Below are 16,361 nucleotides of genomic sequence, written 5' to 3' on the forward strand. Positions count from 1 at the left end.
GGAGCGACGCGAGTCGCGACTGCGCTGCGGCAGGTCGCGCCGTGGTTGGGTTGTGGTGTCGCGGCTTGTGACCGGAGGAACCCAAGAGACGTCGCTCCTGCTCGGCGAAACAGCGTGGCTTCGGCCGATGGCGACAGGGTTGGGGTTCTGCGCGATCCTGGTCGCGGCTCACGCCGCTCCTACAGGGAGCCAGCGCCGGTTCTGTCCGGCGATGGGGGCCGCCGCGTGCGGGGTGAGAACGGATGGGCTTCGTCCCTATGACTATCTTAGCCCCCTGGGGGCTTGCCGCAAGCCCCGGGGCGTGGGGCTCAATCGCCGGCCGTAGCGAGGTCTACGTGTCGGGAGACGGCGATGAGCATGTGGTTGTCGAAGTGGAAGGCGCGGGAGTCGCGCGGTCGCGGTGGTGCGGGCGCGGCGACGGGCGGCCCCGAGGGGCGGGCCGTCGATGCCGGCGCCGCTAGCGAGCGGCGCTCGGCGCCGACCTCGCACGCGGTGGTGATCGCCGGCGGCGGGCCGACCGGCTTGACGCTGGCGGGGGAGTTGGCGCTGGCGGGGGTGGATGTCGCGATCATCGAGCGGCGCGAGTCGCAGGCGTTGCTGGGCTCGCGCGCGGGCGGCCTGCATGCGCGCACGCTCGAACTGCTGGACCAGCGCGGGATCGTCGGGCGCTTCCTGGCCGAGGGACAGATCGCTCAGGCCGTCGGTTTCACCGGCCAGACGTTCGACCTGAGCGGGTTTGCAACCCGGCATCCCTACACCCTGGGACTGTGGCAGAACCATATCGAGCGGATCCTGGCCGGTTGGGTCGACGAGCTTGGGGTAAGGATCCATCGCGGTCGCGAAGTGGCCGGGTTCGTGCAGGACGCGGCCGGGGTGGATATCGCCTTGTTCGACGGCACGACCTTGCGCGCGCAGTACCTGGTCGGCTGCGACGGCGGGCGCAGCGCGGTGCGCAAGGCGGCGGGGATCGACTTCGCCGGTTGGGAGGCGACCGCCAGCCACCTGATCGCCGAGGTCGAGATGGCGCAGACGCCTGCGTTCGGCACCCATCGCAGCGCGTTCGGCGTGCACTCCTTCGGCCGGACCGAGTACGAGATCCGCGACGGCCAGGTGGTGTACGCCGAGCACGGGCCGATCCGGTTGATGTTGACCGAGCCGCAGGTCGCGAAGGGCGAGCCGAGCTTGGAAGACCTGCGCGCGACGCTGATCGCGGTCTGCGGCACCGATTACGGCGTGCACAGCCCGGCCTGGATCTCGCGTTTCAGCGATGCGACCCGACAGGCGGCGGCGTATCGCGAGCGGCGGGTGCTGCTGGCCGGCGACGCGGCGCACGTGCATGCGCCGGACGGCGGGCAGGGCCTGCAATTGGGGCTGCAGGATGCGGCGAACCTGGGCTGGAAGCTGGCGCAGGTAGTCAACGGAATTTCGCCGGACAGCTTGCTCGACAGCTATCAGGCCGAGCGGCATCCGGTCGCGGCGCGGGTCTTGCGCACGACCATGGCCTCGGTCGCGCTGCGGCGGGCGGACGAGCGCACGACCGCGTTGCGCGAGGTCGTGGCGGGGTTGCTGGAAGCGCAGGAACCGAGCCAACGGTTGGCGGCGCAGCTGTCGGGTTTGGACATCCGCTACGACCTGGGCGAGGGACACCCGCTATTGGGGCGGCGGATGCCGGATCTGGAACTGTCGGTCGACGGCGAGGCGGTGCGGACGTACGCCCTGTTGCATTCGGCGCGTCCGGTGTTGCTGAACCTCGGTGCGAAGGGGGCGTTGGCGACTGCCGGTTCGGCCGACCGGGTTCGGCTGGTCGATGCGCGCTACGACGGCGTTTGGGAGTTGCCGGTGGTGGGCGAGGTCGCGGCGCCGACAGCGGTGCTGATCCGGCCGGACGGGTACGTGGCCTGGGTCGGAGAAGGGAGCGAGGCCGGGCTGGCCGAGGCGTTGACGCTTTGGTTCGGGGGGAGGGACGGCGGGTAAACCGCTTCGGCCGGTGGCGACGCTGTTGCGGTGCCTGTGCGTTCCTTGTCGCGGCTTACGCCGCTCCTACAGGAAGAGCCGGTTTTTGAGGTAGGAGCGACGCGAGTCGCGACCGCGTGCAGGTCGCGTGGATGCCGGAACGAAGTCGGTGCGTCGCGCTCGGGCGCGACGCACCGCGGGGCTCAAGCCTTGGCCTGCTGCTCGCGCTCGATCGCGCGCCAGCCGATGTCGTTGCGGTGGAACTCGCCGTCCCAATGGATCTTGGACAGCGCGGCATAGGCTTCGCGCTGGGCCTGGGCGACATCGTCGCCGAGGGCGCAGACGCACAGCACGCGGCCGCCGGCGGTGAGGGTGTCGCCGCCATCGCCGAGCTTGGTGCCGGCCTGGAACACCTTGGCGTGCGGCGGCTGCGGCACGGTCAGGCCGTGGATGACGTCGCCGATGCGCGGCGTTTCCGGATAGTTCGCCGCGGCCATCACCACGCCGAGCGAGGGGCGCGGGTTCCATTGCGCCTGGGCTTGGTCGAGGCGGCCGTCGATGGCCGCTTCGACCAGGTCGAGCAGGTCGGATTCCAAGCGCAGCATCACCGGCTGGGTTTCCGGATCGCCGAAGCGGACGTTGAATTCGATCACCTTGGGCGCGCCGGCCTTATCGATCATCAGCCCGGCATAGAGGAAGCCGGTGAAGGGCACGCCGTCGGCGATCATCCCGTTCACGGTCGGCATGACGACTTCGCGCATGACCCGCTCGTGCACCTCCGCGGTGACCACCGGCGCTGGCGAATAGGCGCCCATGCCGCCGGTGTTGGGGCCGGTGTCGCGGTCGCCGACGCGCTTGTGGTCCTGCGAGGTCGCCATCGGCAGGGCGTGCCTGCCGTCGACCATCGAGATGAAGCTGGCTTCTTCGCCGTCGAGGAACTCCTCGATCACCACCCGCGCGCCGGCGGCGCCGAAGGCGTTGCCGGACAGCATGTCGACGACGGCCGCTTCGGCTTCCTCCAGGCTCATCGCGACGATCACGCCCTTGCCGGCGGCCAGGCCGTCGGCCTTGACCACGATCGGCGCGCCCTTCTCGCGCACGTAGGCCAGGGCGGCGTCGACCTCGGTGTGCACCGCGTAGTACGCGGTCGGGATGCCGTGGCGGGCCAGGAAGTCCTTGGCGAAGGCCTTGCTGCCCTCGAGCTGGGCCGCGGCCGCGGTCGGCCCGAAGATGCGCCGGCCGGCGGCGCGGAAGCGGTCGACCACGCCGGCCACCAGCGGCGCCTCGGGGCCGACCACGGTGACCGCGACGGCTTCGTCGGCGGCCAGCCGCAGCAGGCCGTCGAGGTCGGTAGCGGCCACGTTCACGTTGCGGCACTTGGCCTCGTGGGCGGTGCCGGCATTGCCGGGGGCGACCAGGACCTCGTCGATGCGCGGGGATTGGGCGAGTTTCCAGGCGAGCGCGTGTTCGCGCCCGCCGGACCCGATGACGAGGACCTTCATGCGTGCTCCGGGGATATGACGGATGGGGAGGGGCTTATGACCCATGGGATTTTACGGCAGGGGCCGGGGCGGGGCGACCGGCTGCTACCATCGCCGGGTTTTCCGGCCTAGGGATGGGGCCGCGGCCCACGGGCCGGCGGCGGCGCGCAGCGCCCGGAGCGGCGGCCGCCAGGCCGGTACCGAGGCCTCGCACGGCGCGGGCCGGGCCGAGGCCGGCGCGGCGCATCCGCGCTACTTCCTCTCGCCCTTACTCGGAACCGTCCCGCATGGATTGGCTGCTGCACCGGATCGAACAGGCCATCTCGCCGATCATCGGCGCGATCAACAACGTGCTTTGGAACTATGTGCTGATCTACGGCCTGCTCGCGGTCGGCATCTTCTTCACCGTGCGCCTGCGTTTCGTCCAGGTGCGCCGGTTCCCGCACATGCTGCACGTGATCGGCCGCGGCACCGACGGCGACAACGCCGGCATCTCGCCGTTCCAGGCCCTGTGCACTTCGCTGGCGGCGCGGGTGGGCACCGGCAACCTCGCCGGCGTCGCCATCGCGATGAGCCTGGGCGGGCCGGGAGCGTTGTTCTGGATGTGGTGCACGGCCGCGGTCGGCATGGCCACCGCGTATGCGGAAAGCGCGCTGGCCCAGCTGTACAAGGTGCGCGACGAGAACGGCCAGTATCGCGGCGGCCCGGCGTATTACATCGCCCGCGGCCTGCGCATGCCGAAGATGGGCTGGGCGTTCGCGTTCTGCCTGCTGTTCTCCTACGGCGTGGTGTTCAACGGCGTGCACGCCAATGCGATCGCGCAGTCGGTCGGCGAGACCTTCAAGTTCAGCCAGACCCAGGTCGCGGTGGTGCTGGTGCTGTTGACCGGCGCGATCATCTTCGGCGGGCTGCGCTCGATCGCCAAGGTCGCCGAGTGGGTGGTGCCGTTCATGTCGGCCGGCTACATCGGCCTGGCGCTATGGGCCTTGGTCGCGCATTACGACCAGGTGCCCGCGGCGGTGATGATGATCCTGCGCGGCGCGTTCGGCCTGGACCAGGCCGCGGGCGGCATCGCCGGCGGCATGGCCGCGGCGATGCTCAACGGGGTCAAGCGCGGCCTGTACGCCAACGAAGCCGGCATGGGCAGCGCGCCGAACATCGCCGCGGCGGCGACGCCGGTGCCGCACCACCCGTCCAGCCAGGGCTTCGTGCAGTCGCTGGGCGTGTTCTTCGACACCATGTTCATCTGCACCGCGACCGGCCTGATCGTGCTGCTGTCGGGCGTGCTCGGCCAGGGCGGCGACGGGGTGATCATCACTCAGCGCGCCATGACCGTGTTCTTCGGCGAGTGGGGCGCGTGGTTCGCCTCGATCGCGCTGTTCTTCTTCGCCTTCACCACGATCCTGGGCAATTACTCCTATGCCGAGAGCGGCTTGCTGTACATCGGCGGCGGGCGAAAATCGCTGTTCGCGCTGCGCATCGTCGCGCTGTGCGTGATCGTGTGGGGCGTGTTCTCGAAGGTGCAACTGGTCTGGGACGCGGCCGACGCGGCGATGGCGGTGATGGCGACGTTGAACCTGGTCGCGGTGCTGGCCCTGGCCAAGGTGGTGGTCAAGCTGACCCGCGACTACGACCGCCAGCTCGACGAAGGCAGGTCGCCGGAGTTCCACATCGCCCAGTACCCGGAATTCGGCGACGGGGTCGATCACGAGATCTGGAAAGAGCGCAAGAAGCCGGGCGCTTGAGCGCTCGGCCGTTCCTGCCCCCGGGGCGCGGAGCCTGTGCAGGAGCGGCGTGAGCCGCGACAGCCGAAGCGGTTTACGTAAGCGCAGACGCCGAAGCCCGGGCATCCGGGCTTGTTTGTGTGCGGCCTCCAGGCTTCGGACGGTGGCGTGGTATCGCGTCGCTTCGGTTGGTCGCGACTCGCGTCGCTCCTACTCCTTGGGGCGCGAAGCTTCTGCAGGAGCGACGCGAGTCGCGACAGCCGAAGCGACGTACGCAGGCGCATGCACCGAAGCCCGACATCCGGGCTTGTTTGTTTTTGGGGCGGCCGGGTTTCGGGTTGTAGCGTGGTATTGCACCGCTGCGGTGGGTCGCGGCTTACGCCGCTCCTACAGAGAGCTGGGTCAGCGGATGACGGCGGTCTGGCCGATCACGCCGTCGCGGCGCAGGCGCTGCATCGCCAGGTCGGCGAGGCTGTCCCATTGCGGCGGCGGCAGGCGGTTCTTGCGCAGGTGCCAGAGCAGGGCGATGGACTGGTAGCGGCCTTCGCGCCAGGTCAGGGTCGCGCGCCAGGCCGGCTGCAGCGATTGCGGGTCGAGCAGTTCGACCCGGTAGCTTTGTTCGGCAATGCGGCGGCCGTCCATTCGCTGGTCGGCCAGCGATACCCGCAGCACCGGTGCGGCGAACTCGCGGATCGCCTGCGCGGTGCGCTTCTGGTGCGCTACCGCGGCGTCGCGGTCGGGGCCCTGGGCAGTCTGGCCGAAGCGTTCCTCGTCGCTGCGCGCGGACAGCGACTGGGTGCGATAGCCGGCCTCGTCCAGGCGCCGGGCCAGGGCTCGGGCGAGCGGGCCGGTGTAATCGCGGCGCACGCCGCTGTCGATGCCGAGGCTCACGTCAGGCTCGACCAGCAGCACGGTCAGGGCCTGGCGGTCGGCCGGCAAGGGGGCCAGGGTTTCGCTGTCGATCGATTGCCGGCGCAGGTACTGCCACGCGCCCCAGCCGGCCAGGACCAGCAGCATCAGGCCCAGCACCAGCAGCTTGCGCACGAGCGCGGCGCGCAGGCCGGCGCGGCGGGTCGGGGCGGCGGTCATGGTCGCGGTCGCGGGGACGCGTGCGGCGTCCCCGCATTCGGGCTCAGTGGCGGAAGTGGCGCACGCCGGTGAACACCATCGCCAGGCCGTGTTCGTCGGCGGCGGCGATGACTTCGCTGTCGCGCATCGAACCGCCCGGCTGGATCACCGCCTTGATCCCGGCCGCGGCGGCGGCATCGATGCCGTCGCGGAAGGGGAAGAAGGCGTCGGAGGCCATCACCGAGCCGGGCACGACCAGGCCGGCTTCCTCGGCCTTGAGCGCGGCGATCTTGGCGCTGACCACGCGGCTCATCTGCCCGGCGCCGATGCCGATGCTGCGGTGGTCGCGGGCATAGACGATGGCGTTGGACTTGACGAACTTGGCGATGCGCCAGGCGAACAGCAGGTCGTCGAGCTGGGCTTCGGTGGGGGCGAGCTTGCTGACCACCTTGAGTTCGTCGCGGCCGACCTCGCGCAGATCGCTGCTCTGCACCAGCAGGCCCGAGCCGATCCGCTTGACGTCGTGGATATTGCGGCCGGCGCCGTGCGGGATGCGCAGCACGCGCACGTTGGCCTTCTTCTTGGCGTATTCGACCGCGCCGTCTTCGTAGTCGGGGGCGATCAGCACCTCGACGAACTGGCGGTCGAGGATGGCCTTGGCGGTGGCGGCGTCGAGCTTGGTGTTGAAGGCGATGATGCCGCCGAAGGCCGAGGTCGGGTCGGTCGCATAGGCCAGTTCGTAGGCGTCGCCGCAGGCCACGCCCTCGGCCACGCCGCAGGGGTTGGCGTGCTTGACGATCACGCAGGCCGGGCGCTCGAACTGGCGCACGCATTCCCAGGCCGCGTCGGCGTCGGCGAGGTTGTTGAAGCTCAGTTCCTTGCCCTGCAACTGGGCGAAGGTGGCCAGGGTGCCCGGCACCGGGTACAGGTCGCGGTAGAACGCGCCCTGCTGATGCGGGTTCTCGCCGTAGCGCAGGTCCATGACCTTGACGAAGCTGGAATTGTGCTGGGCCGGGAAAGTCTTCGAGCTGCCGTCCTCGGCGATCGCCGAGAGGTGGTTGCTGATCGCCGCGTCGTACTGGGCGACGCGGTTGAACGCGGCCACGGCGAGGTCGAAGCGGGTCTTGGCCGACAGCGCGCCGGCGCTGGCTTCGAGCTCGGCGACCAGGCCGGCGTACTGGGCCGGGTCGGTGGCGACGGCGACGCGGGCGAAGTTCTTCGCCGCCGAGCGCAGCATCGCCGGGCCGCCGATGTCGATGTTCTCGATGACGTCCTCGAACGAGGACGACGGGTCGGCGGAGACCTTTTCGAACGGATACAGGTTCAGCACCAGCAGGTCGATCGCGGCGATGCCGTGCTGCGCCATGACCGCGTCGTCGGTGCCGGCGCGGCCGAGCAGGCCGCCGTGCACGATCGGGTGCAGGGTCTTGACCCGGCCGTCCATCATTTCCGGGAAGCCGGTGACCTCGGAGACGTCGCGCACGGCCAGGCCGGCGTCGCGGATCGCCTTGGCGGTGCCGCCGGTGGACAGCAGTTCCACGCCGTGCGCGGCGAGGGCGCGGGCGAGATCGAGAAGGCCGGTCTTGTCGGACACGGACAGCAGGGCGCGACGGAGTTTCACCGGCGAGCCGGTCGAGCGGTCGGAGGTCATTGCGGGGAGGGAGGCTGCGGAAGGGCGCGGGAATTATAGCCGCCGGGGGCGGGCGGTCGGTCCGTTCAGGGCGGTATGGGGAGGGGGCCCGGAGGCAACGGCAAATGCAACGGCAAATCCCCCCCGCCCCCCTTTTTCAAAGGGGGGAGGCGACCGGATCGGCTCGCGGCCTTCCTATGCTCGTCGGCTTTTGCTGTTCCCCCCTTTGAAAAAGGGGGGCAGGGGGGATTTGCTCTTGCCCCCAGACCCGCCGGTGCCGCCGCTGGCCCCGCCCGGGCTACTGGCGCTATACCGCGCCGATCGCGCGCCCGGCTGGGGCCCACGGCCGCGCGCAGCGGCTAAGCTGTCCGCCAGCGTCCACCGGGCGCGAAGGAACGCAGGAGCCGATGGCCTCGATCTACGCTTTGAAAGGACGCTTCCAGGCCTTGTTGCGGCCGCTGGTGGGGCGCTTGCATGCGCTGGGCGTCACCGCCAACCAGGTGACCGTGGCCGCGGCCCTGGTCTCGCTTGCGGTCGCCGCGGCGGTGGGCTGGGGCGCGACGGCGCGGCCGGCGCTGTTCCTGCTGCTGCCGGGCTGGATGTTCCTGCGCATGGCGATGAACGCCATCGACGGCATGCTGGCGCGCGAGTTCGGCCAGCAGTCGCGGCTGGGCGCCTACCTCAACGAACTGGCCGACGTGGTCGCCGACAGCGCGCTGTACCTGGCCCTGTTCGCCGTGCCCGGGCTGATGCCGGCGCCGCTGATCGCCTTCGTGGTGCTGGCCGCGCTGACCGAGTACGCCGGCGTGCTCGGGCCGATGGTCGGCGCGCCGCGTCGCTACGACGGGCCGATGGGCAAGAGCGACCGCGCCTTCGCGGTCGGCCTGCTCGGCGTGCTGCTGGCCGGCGGCTGGATCGGCGCGGCGACGGTGGATGCGGCCCTGGGGTTGTTGAGTGTTTTGTGCGCGTGGACGGTGGTGCGCCGCGTCCGCGCCGGATTGCGGCATGATGCCGCGCAGGACGCGGTGCAGGAACGACAAGGAGACCACCCGTGAGGGAAGCGCAGGAACGTTATTTCGCCAGCTTCGACGACACCGAGCTGTTCTACCGGCATTGGCCGGCGCCGGCGCCCGCCGCCGGCCAGCCGCGCCGGGCGATCGTGCTGCTGCACCGCGGCCACGAGCACTCCGGCCGGGTCGCGCACCTGGTCGACGAACTGAACCTGGCCGAGTACGACGTGTTCGCCTGGGACGCGCGCGGCAACGGCCGCTCGCCCGGCGAGCGCGGCGACGCGCCGGGCTTCGAGGCGCTGGTGCGCGACCTGGACCGCTTCGTCGCCCACATCGGCGGCAAGCACGGGGTCGCGGTCGAGGACCTGGCGGTGGTCGCGCAGAGCGTGGGCGCGGTGGTCGCCGCGACCTGGGTCCACGACTACGCGCCGCGCCTGCGCGCGCTGGTGCTGGCCTCGCCGGCGTTCAAGGTCAAGCTGTACGTGCCGCTGGCCCGCCCCGGCCTGAAGCTGATGCAGGCTTTGCGCGGCAACTTCTTCGTCAACAGCTATGTGCAGCCGCAATGGCTGACTCACGACCCGGAGCGGGTCGAGAGCTACCGCAAGGACCCGCTGATCGCCCGGCCGATCTCGGTGCGGGTGCTGCTGGGCCTGTACGAGGCCGCCGACCGTGTCGTCGCCGACGCCCAGGCGATCACCGTGCCGACCCAGTTGCTGGTCTCGGGTTCGGATTTCGTGGTCCATCGCGGGCCGCAGGACCGCTTCTACGAGAACCTCGGCGCGCCGATCAAGGAACGCCACCTGCTCGACGGCTTCTACCACGACACCCTCGGCGAGAAGGGCCGCGCGGCCGCGGTCAACCGCATCCGCAGTTTCCTGCAGGCGCGCTTCGCCGAGCCGCTGCGCCGCGCCGACCTCGCCGACGCGCACCGCAGCGGCCCCAGCTTCGAGGAATCGGAAAAGCTCAGCTGGCCGCCGCAGCGCTGGTCGCTGGCCGACCTGCGCTGGCGCTTCGTCCGCGCCGGCCTGCGCTTCGGCGGCAAGCTGTCGGAAGGGATCAAGCTCGGCCTGGACACCGGCTTCGATTCGGGCAGCAGCCTGGACTACGTCTACCGCAACCAGGCCCGCGGCAGCGGCCCGCTCGGACGGATGGTCGACCGCAATTATCTGAATGCGATCGGCTGGCGCGGCATCCGCGTGCGCCGCAGCCATCTCAACGAACTGCTGCGCGAGGCGATGCGCCGCTTGCGCGCGGCCGGGTTGCCGGTGCACGCGATCGACATCGCCGCCGGCCACGGCCGCTACGCCCTGGAGGCGCTGGCCGGCGAAGGCGCGCAGGCCGATTCGGTGCGCCTGCGCGACTACAGCGAGCTCAACGTCGACAAGGGCCGGGCCCTGATCGAGGAGCTCGGCGCCGGCGCGCTGGCGCGCTTCGACCAGGGCGACGCCTTCGACCGCGACGCCCTGGCTGCGCTGGATCCGCGTCCGACCCTGGCGGTGGTGTCGGGCCTGTACGAACTGTTCCCCGACAACGACCAGGTGCGGCGCTCGCTCGAAGGCCTGGCCGCGGCGGTGCCGGAGGGCGGCTTCCTGGTCTATACCGGCCAGCCCTGGCACCCGCAGCTGGAATTCATCGCCCGCGCCCTGACCAGCCACCGCGGCGGCGCGGCCTGGGTGATGCGCCGGCGCAGCCAGCAGGAGATGGACGAGCTGGTGCGCGCGGCCGGCTTTCGCAAGGTCGAGCAGCGCATCGACGCGTTCGGCATCTTCACCGTGTCCCTGGCGCAGCGGGTCGGCGCATGACCGCCGCGCCCGGGCGGCGTCCGTGGGGACGCGCCGCACTGTGGCTATTGGTGCTGGCGCCGCTGTTCTTCCTCAGCTACGGCTACGCCAACGGCGTGGCCGCGGCGCGCGCCGGCGTGCCCAGCATCGTGTTCGACTGGGAGCGGGCGATCCCCTTCTGGGCCTGGACCATCGTGCCGTACTGGTCGATCGACCTGTTCTACGGCATCTCGCTGTTCGTCTGCCGCGACCGCCGCGAACTCGACACGCAGGGCCTGCGCCTGCTGACCGCGCAGGCGATCGCGATCGCCTGCTTCCTGCTGTGGCCGCTGCGCTTCTCGTTCCAGCGCCCGGACAGCGACGGCGTATTCGGCTGGCTGTTCGACGTGCTGCTGGGCTTCGACAAACCCTTCAACCAGGCGCCCTCGCTGCACATCGTTTTGCTGATCGTGCTGTGGGTGCGCTTCGCCGCGCACCTGCGCGGGGCCTGGCGCTGGCTGCTGCACGGCTGGTTCGCCCTGATCGGCGTGTCGGTGCTGACCACCTACCAGCACCACTTCGTCGACGTCCCCACCGGCCTGCTCGCCGGCTGGCTGTGCGTGTGGCTGTGGCCCGAGCGCGCGCCGGCGCCGTGGCGCGGCGCGGCCCTGGCGCGCGATGCGCAACGCTGGAAACTGGCGGCGTTGTACGCATTGGGCGCGGCGGCGTGCACGGCGGCGGCCTGGTGGCTGCGTGGGGCCGCATGGTGGCTGCTGTGGCCGGCATTGTCGCTGGCGCTGGTCGCGATCAATTACGCCCTGCTCGGCGCGAACGGTTTCCAGAAGCGCGCCGACGGCCGCCTGAGCATGGCTGCGCGCTGGCTGTTCGCGCCGTACCTGCTGGCGGCCTGGCTCAATTCGCGCTGGTGGACCCGGCGCGCGCCGCAACCGGTCGCGGTCGCCGACGGGGTCTGGCTCGGCCGGGTGCCGGGCCCGGGCGAACGCGGCGTCTTCGCCGCCATCGTCGATTGCAGCGCCGAGCTGTCGTTGCCGGTGTGGCGCGAGGGCGATGCGGTGCGGCCGATGCTGGACTTGGTCGCGCCGACGCCGGCGCAATTGGCCCAGGCGGCGCAGGACATCGAACGCCTGCGCACGCGCGGTAAGGTCCTTGTCTGCTGCGCGCTGGGCTATTCGCGCAGCGCCGCGGCGCTGGCGGCCTGGCTGTTGCGCAGCGGTCGCGCGCATTCGCTGGAGGCGGCGATCGACACCCTGCGCCGGGCGCGGCCGGCGATCGTGCTCGGCCCGGCGCACCGGCGCGCCCTGCAGGCTTGCCTGGACGGCGACGCCATGCTGCCGGTAGCCGCAGTCGGGGGCGAAGCCGCATGAACGTCGGCGGATTCGAACTGCGCGCGATGGCGGCATTGCTGGCGCAGGGACGTTGGTTGCGCGCGATTTCGCTATTGCTGCTCGCGGGGGCGTTGGCCGGGCTGTGGCTGTCGACGGCGTGGTTGTCCGATGCGGTCCTGCTCGGCAGCATCGCCGCTGGACTGGCGCAGGCCTATTACGCCCTGCGAGTCGATTTCGATGCGCGCCTGCTGCAAGCCCTGGCCGATACCGCGCCAGCCGGCGAGGATCCGGCCGACGCGGCGCGGCGGCTCGATGCGGGACTGATCGGGCTGCGCCTGCTGCCGGCCGTGCGTGCCGGCCGCGGCTGGGACGCGCGCTGGCGCGGCGCGCTGGGCCTGGTGCGGCGGCAGGCGATCGCGCTGGGACTGCAGTGGCTGTCGCTGTCGAGCGCGGTCTTGCTGGACCGTCCCGGGTGGGGAAGCCTGGCCGGAGCGAATGGATGAGCGGCACGACCGGCGTCTGGACCGACGCGCAACGGGCCTTGTGGCGACGGCTGCAGGACTACCGCTTCGGCGGCGACCAGGGCGAGGCCTTCGTGTCGCGGGTCGCGCACGAGTGCGGCTGTGACCGCGAGACCGCCTTGGCGGCGCTGGAGGAGTACCGGCGCTTCTGCTTCCTGGCGGTCGAGGCGGGCCATCCGGTGACCCCGAGCCAGTTCGTCGACCGGGTCTGGCACGCCCATGTCACCGACACCCGCGACTACTGGGACCGGTTCTGCCCGCAGGTGCTGCAACGGCCGCTGCATCACGCGCCCTCGCGCGGCGGCGTCGCCGAGGACGAGCGCCATCGCCGGCAGTACCGCGATACCCGCACCAGCTACGGCTTGTTCTTCGGCGAACCGCCGGCGCGATTCTGGGGCGAGGCCGAACCGGCAGCGTCGCCGGAGCCCGCCGCGGCGGAACGGCCGCACGCCGGTCTGCCGTGGCCGTCGGAGCCGCGCGGCCTCGGACGAGCTTTCTGGATCTGGAGCGCGCTGCTGCTCGCCGCGTTCGCCCTCGGCGCCACGGCCAACGGCACCGCCGCCCCGCTGCAGTGGCGCGGTGGCGGATTCCTGGCCCTGTACGTGGCCTTGTTGGGTTGGACCTTCGTCGCCGGCGGCGCCGCGCAACGCGCGCTGCGCGGGCCGAACCGGCGCAGCCAGCGCACGGTCGAGGATCCGGTGGAGCTGGGTTTCCTGGCCGCCGGGCCCAAGCGCGCCGCCGACGTGGCCATCGTCGAACTGCTGAGCTGCGAGGCGTTCAAGCTCGATCTTTCCGGGCCGGCCCGCCAGATCGACGCCTCGCGGGCCTGGCTGCGCCGCGACCGCACCGATGCCGCGCTGCCCGAGCGCCTGCGCGCCGCTGCCGCGCTGGTGCAGCGCAAGCAGCGCCTCGACGAGGCGCATCGCGCGCTGGAGGAGCATTACCACGACCTGGCCGAACCGATGCGCGCGCAAGGGTGGTGGCTGACGCCGGCGCAGGACTGGCGGGCGCGTGCGGTGGCGGTCTTGCCGATGATCGCGCTGATCGGCTTCGGACTGAGCAAGATCGGCATCGGCCTGGCGCGCGACCGGCCGGTCGGGTTCCTGGTGGTGTTGAGCCTGCTGGCGGCGCTGTTGACGGTGGTGCGCTTGTGCAGCCTGCAGCGGCGCAGCCGCAGCGGCGACTGGGCGCTGCACGACGGCTCGCGCCGTCCGTGGAGCTACGGCGACTACGGCGCGCGCGTGGCCGTGGCCGGCAGTTCGGCTCTGGTCGGCACCGCTCTGGCCGACTACCACTGGGTGCGCACGCCGGTGTCGTCGAGTTCCAACGATTCGGGCACCAGCACCAGCGGTTGTAGCGGCGGCGGCAGTTGCGGGGGCGGCGGCGGTTGCGGCGGCTGCGGCAGTTGAGCGAGGGGCAAGGACAGATGAGCGAACCCACACCGATCCGGCGCCGCGACGGCTGGCGCCTGGCCTTGCTGGCGCGGCTGCGCGCCAGCGGCGCGACGCCGAACGGCATTTCCCTGTTCGCGATCGGCCTGGCCGCGCTGGCCGGGCTGGCGTTCCTGTTCGCCCTGCGCGATCCGCCGCACTACGGCGCCGCACTGCTGGCGTTCGCGGCGTTGTGCCTGCAGGGACGCTTGCTGTGCAACCGGCTCGACGGCCTGCTGGCGCGACGCGGCGGCCTGATCGGCAAGGCCGGCGAAGTCTACAGCGATGCGCCCGACCGGCTCGCCGACGCGCTGGTGTTCCTCGGCGTCGGCTACGGCCTGGCGCCGTGGCTGGCCTGGGGGCCGGACCTGGGCTGGGCCGCGTCGCTGTTGTCGGTCGGCACCGCCTACGTGCGCGTGCTCGGCCTGGCCTGCGGCCTGCGCGAGCATCGCGAAGGCCCGATGGCGCGGCGGCCGCGGATGATCGCGATGAGCGTGGCCGCGGCCCTGGCCGCGGTCGGCCTGGCGCTGGGCCAGGCGGCGGCGGTGGCCTGGCTGCTCGCCGCCGCGCTGGCGGCGGTGGTGTTGGGCGCGGCTTGGACGGTGGCGGTACGACTGCGCGCGATCGTGCGCGAACTGGAGTCGCGATGATTTCGCAATTGCTCGCCGCCGGCTTCAGCGGCGCGATCCGGGCCCTGACCGGCGCGCGCGCGCTGTGGCGCTGCGCGCCCTCGGCCGATCACCGGGTGTACTACGGCAACCACGTCAGCCACGGCGATTTCGTGATGATCTGGTCGGCGCTGCCGCCGGCCCTGCGCCGCGACGTGCGGCCGGTGGCCGGCGCCGAGTACTGGCAACGCGACGGACTGCGCCGCTATCTGATCCGCGAGGTCTTCAACGGCGTGCTGATCGAGCGCGATCCGGCGCAGCGCAAGCGCGATGCGATCGAGACCCTGTGCGAGGCGGTCGACGGCGGCAGTTCGCTGATCCTGTTTCCGGAGGGCACGCGCAACCAGAGCGACGAGCCTTTGCTGCCGTTCAAGAGCGGCCTGTACCACCTGGCGCGGTGTCGCCCGGAACTGGAGTTCGTGCCGGTGTGGATCGACAACCTGGCCCGGGTCATGCCCAAGGGCAAGCTGCTGCCGCTGCCCTTGCTGTGCACGGCGACCTTCGGCGACACCCTGCGGCTGCAGGCCGACGAGGGCAAGGACGCGTTCCTGGAGCGCGCGCGCGGCGCCCTGCTGGCGCTGTCGGAAAACGGCCAGGGAGGCCAGGCATGATCGAGTTCCTGCGCGGGCAACCGCATTCGGTGCTGCTGTTCGGCGGCGTCGCCGCGGTGTTGCTGTTCGCTACCGCGATTTCCGAGTTCCTGCGCTGGCGCACCCGCGACCGGCCGAGCGCGGTGATCGCCAACCTGGTCGCGCGGATCCGCGCCTGGTGGGTGATGGCGTTGGTGGTCGGGGTCGCGTTCGCGATCGGCCGGGTCGGCATGATCGTACTGTTCGCGCTGGTATCGCTGTTCGCGTTGCGCGAGTTCATCACCCTCACCCCGACCCGGCGCAGCGATTACTACGCCTTGCTGGCGGCGTTCTATCTGGCCCTGCCGCTGCAGTACTGGCTGGTCTACACCGACTGGTACGGCCTGTACACCTTGCTGATTCCGGTCTACGCGTTCTTGCTGCTGCCGATCCTGTCGACGGTCGGCGAGGACACCACGCGCTATCTGGAGCGCACGGCGAAAGTGCAGTGGGGGCTGATGATTTGCGTGTTCAGCATCTCCCATGTGCCGGCCTTGCTGAACCTGCGCATCCCCGGTTACGAAGGGCGCAACCTGCTGCTGATCGCGTTCTTGGTGATCGTGGTGCAATCCTCGGACGTGCTGCAGTACGTCTGGGGCAAGCTGTGCGGCAAGCGCCTGATCGCGCCGCGGCTGTCGCCGTCGAAAACGGTCGAAGGCTTCGTCGGCGGCGTGGCCTCGGCGACCGCGCTCGGCGCGGCGCTGTGGTGGATCACCCCGTTCTCGCCCTGGCAGGCCGCGGCGTTGGCCTTGGTCATCAATCTGATGGGTTTCTACGGCGGCCTGGTGATGTCGGCGATCAAGCGCGACCGCGGGATCAAGGACTGGGGCCACATGATCGAAGGCCACGGCGGCGTGCTCGACCGCCTCGATTCGGTGTGCTTCGCCGCGCCGGTGTTTTTCCACCTCATTCGATATTGGTGGGTGTGACCGAACCGCTCAGCGCTCATTGCGCGCTGGTTCGGTCACACGCCCGGCCAAGGATGGCCGGGCCGGGCGTTCCGACGCCCGCGCAGGCAGCGCCATGGATGGCAACTTGCCGCCGATAGAAGCGCCGTACGCGCGCATTGCGCGCTGGTTCGGTCACACGCCCGGCCAAGGATGGCCGGGCCGGGCGTTCCGACGCCCGCGCAGGCAGCGCC

The 16,361-nt window shown here is 71.1% G+C and carries 13 protein-coding genes; 10 read left to right on the forward strand and 3 right to left on the reverse strand.

Annotated elements, in window-relative coordinates; translation table 11 throughout:
- Positions 1 to 351: 351 nt before the first annotated feature.
- Positions 352 to 1,974, forward strand: coding sequence for an FAD-dependent monooxygenase (locus AC3A57_RS14305; protein ID WP_487579517.1), 1,623 nt, complete (start codon positions 352 to 354; stop codon positions 1,972 to 1,974).
- 182 nt (positions 1,975 to 2,156) lie between these two features.
- Here the strand turns inward: AC3A57_RS14305 and purD are convergent, their stop codons facing one another.
- Positions 2,157 to 3,455, reverse strand: coding sequence for a phosphoribosylamine--glycine ligase (gene purD, locus AC3A57_RS14310; protein ID WP_487579518.1), 1,299 nt, complete (start codon positions 3,453 to 3,455; stop codon positions 2,157 to 2,159).
- Between the two features lie 266 nt (positions 3,456 to 3,721).
- On the opposite strand from purD, the gene AC3A57_RS14315 reads away from it, so the two are divergent.
- Positions 3,722 to 5,179 (forward strand): alanine/glycine:cation symporter family protein, encoded by a 1,458-nt coding sequence (locus AC3A57_RS14315; RefSeq protein ID WP_487579519.1) that lies wholly within the window; start codon positions 3,722 to 3,724, stop codon positions 5,177 to 5,179.
- Between the two features lie 381 nt (positions 5,180 to 5,560).
- Here AC3A57_RS14315 and AC3A57_RS14320 read toward each other — a convergent pair whose 3' ends face one another.
- Entirely contained in the window at positions 5,561 to 6,247 is a 687-nt protein-coding gene (locus AC3A57_RS14320; RefSeq protein ID WP_487579520.1) for a hypothetical protein, read from the reverse strand.
- 43 nt (positions 6,248 to 6,290) lie between these two features.
- Entirely contained in the window at positions 6,291 to 7,847 is a 1,557-nt protein-coding gene (gene purH, locus AC3A57_RS14325) for a bifunctional phosphoribosylaminoimidazolecarboxamide formyltransferase/IMP cyclohydrolase (protein WP_487579521.1), read from the reverse strand.
- Positions 7,848 to 8,263: 416 nt separating this feature from the next.
- On the opposite strand from purH, the gene AC3A57_RS14330 reads away from it, so the two are divergent.
- From AC3A57_RS14330 to AC3A57_RS14365, 8 genes are read left to right on the forward strand one after another with little or no spacing between them, the layout of a single operon-like run.
- Positions 8,264 to 8,911: a CDP-alcohol phosphatidyltransferase family protein gene (locus AC3A57_RS14330; protein WP_487579522.1), complete on the forward strand. Its 648-nt coding sequence runs from the start codon at positions 8,264 to 8,266 to the stop codon at positions 8,909 to 8,911.
- Positions 8,908 to 10,668, forward strand: a complete 1,761-nt coding sequence (locus AC3A57_RS14335; RefSeq protein WP_487579523.1) for a bifunctional alpha/beta hydrolase/class I SAM-dependent methyltransferase — start codon at positions 8,908 to 8,910, stop codon at positions 10,666 to 10,668. The genes AC3A57_RS14330 and AC3A57_RS14335 overlap by 4 nt, the downstream gene beginning before the upstream one ends.
- On the forward strand, positions 10,665 to 12,011 hold the full coding sequence (locus AC3A57_RS14340) for a phosphatase PAP2/dual specificity phosphatase family protein (RefSeq protein ID WP_487579524.1): 1,347 nt from the start codon (positions 10,665 to 10,667) through the stop codon (positions 12,009 to 12,011). Before AC3A57_RS14335 ends, AC3A57_RS14340 begins: the two co-directional genes overlap by 4 nt.
- A complete protein-coding gene (locus tag AC3A57_RS14345; protein WP_487579525.1) occupies positions 12,008 to 12,475 on the forward strand; it encodes a hypothetical protein in 468 nt (155 codons plus the stop codon). The genes AC3A57_RS14340 and AC3A57_RS14345 overlap by 4 nt, the downstream gene beginning before the upstream one ends.
- Entirely contained in the window at positions 12,472 to 13,902 is a 1,431-nt protein-coding gene (locus AC3A57_RS14350; protein WP_487579526.1) for a TIGR04222 domain-containing membrane protein, read from the forward strand. Before AC3A57_RS14345 ends, AC3A57_RS14350 begins: the two co-directional genes overlap by 4 nt.
- 35 nt (positions 13,903 to 13,937) lie before the next feature.
- A complete protein-coding gene (locus AC3A57_RS14355; RefSeq protein WP_487579619.1) occupies positions 13,938 to 14,573 on the forward strand; it encodes a CDP-alcohol phosphatidyltransferase family protein in 636 nt (211 codons plus the stop codon).
- Positions 14,570 to 15,202 (forward strand): lysophospholipid acyltransferase family protein, encoded by a 633-nt coding sequence (locus AC3A57_RS14360; protein WP_221671301.1) that lies wholly within the window; start codon positions 14,570 to 14,572, stop codon positions 15,200 to 15,202. Before AC3A57_RS14355 ends, AC3A57_RS14360 begins: the two co-directional genes overlap by 4 nt.
- Positions 15,199 to 16,149 carry a phosphatidate cytidylyltransferase gene (locus tag AC3A57_RS14365; protein WP_221671302.1) on the forward strand — a complete coding sequence of 317 codons (951 nt, stop codon included), beginning with the start codon at positions 15,199 to 15,201 and terminating at the stop codon, positions 16,147 to 16,149. The genes AC3A57_RS14360 and AC3A57_RS14365 overlap by 4 nt, the downstream gene beginning before the upstream one ends.
- Positions 16,150 to 16,361 lie beyond the last annotated feature (212 nt).

The organism is Lysobacter sp. Soil_C_15, assembly GCF_057657315.1.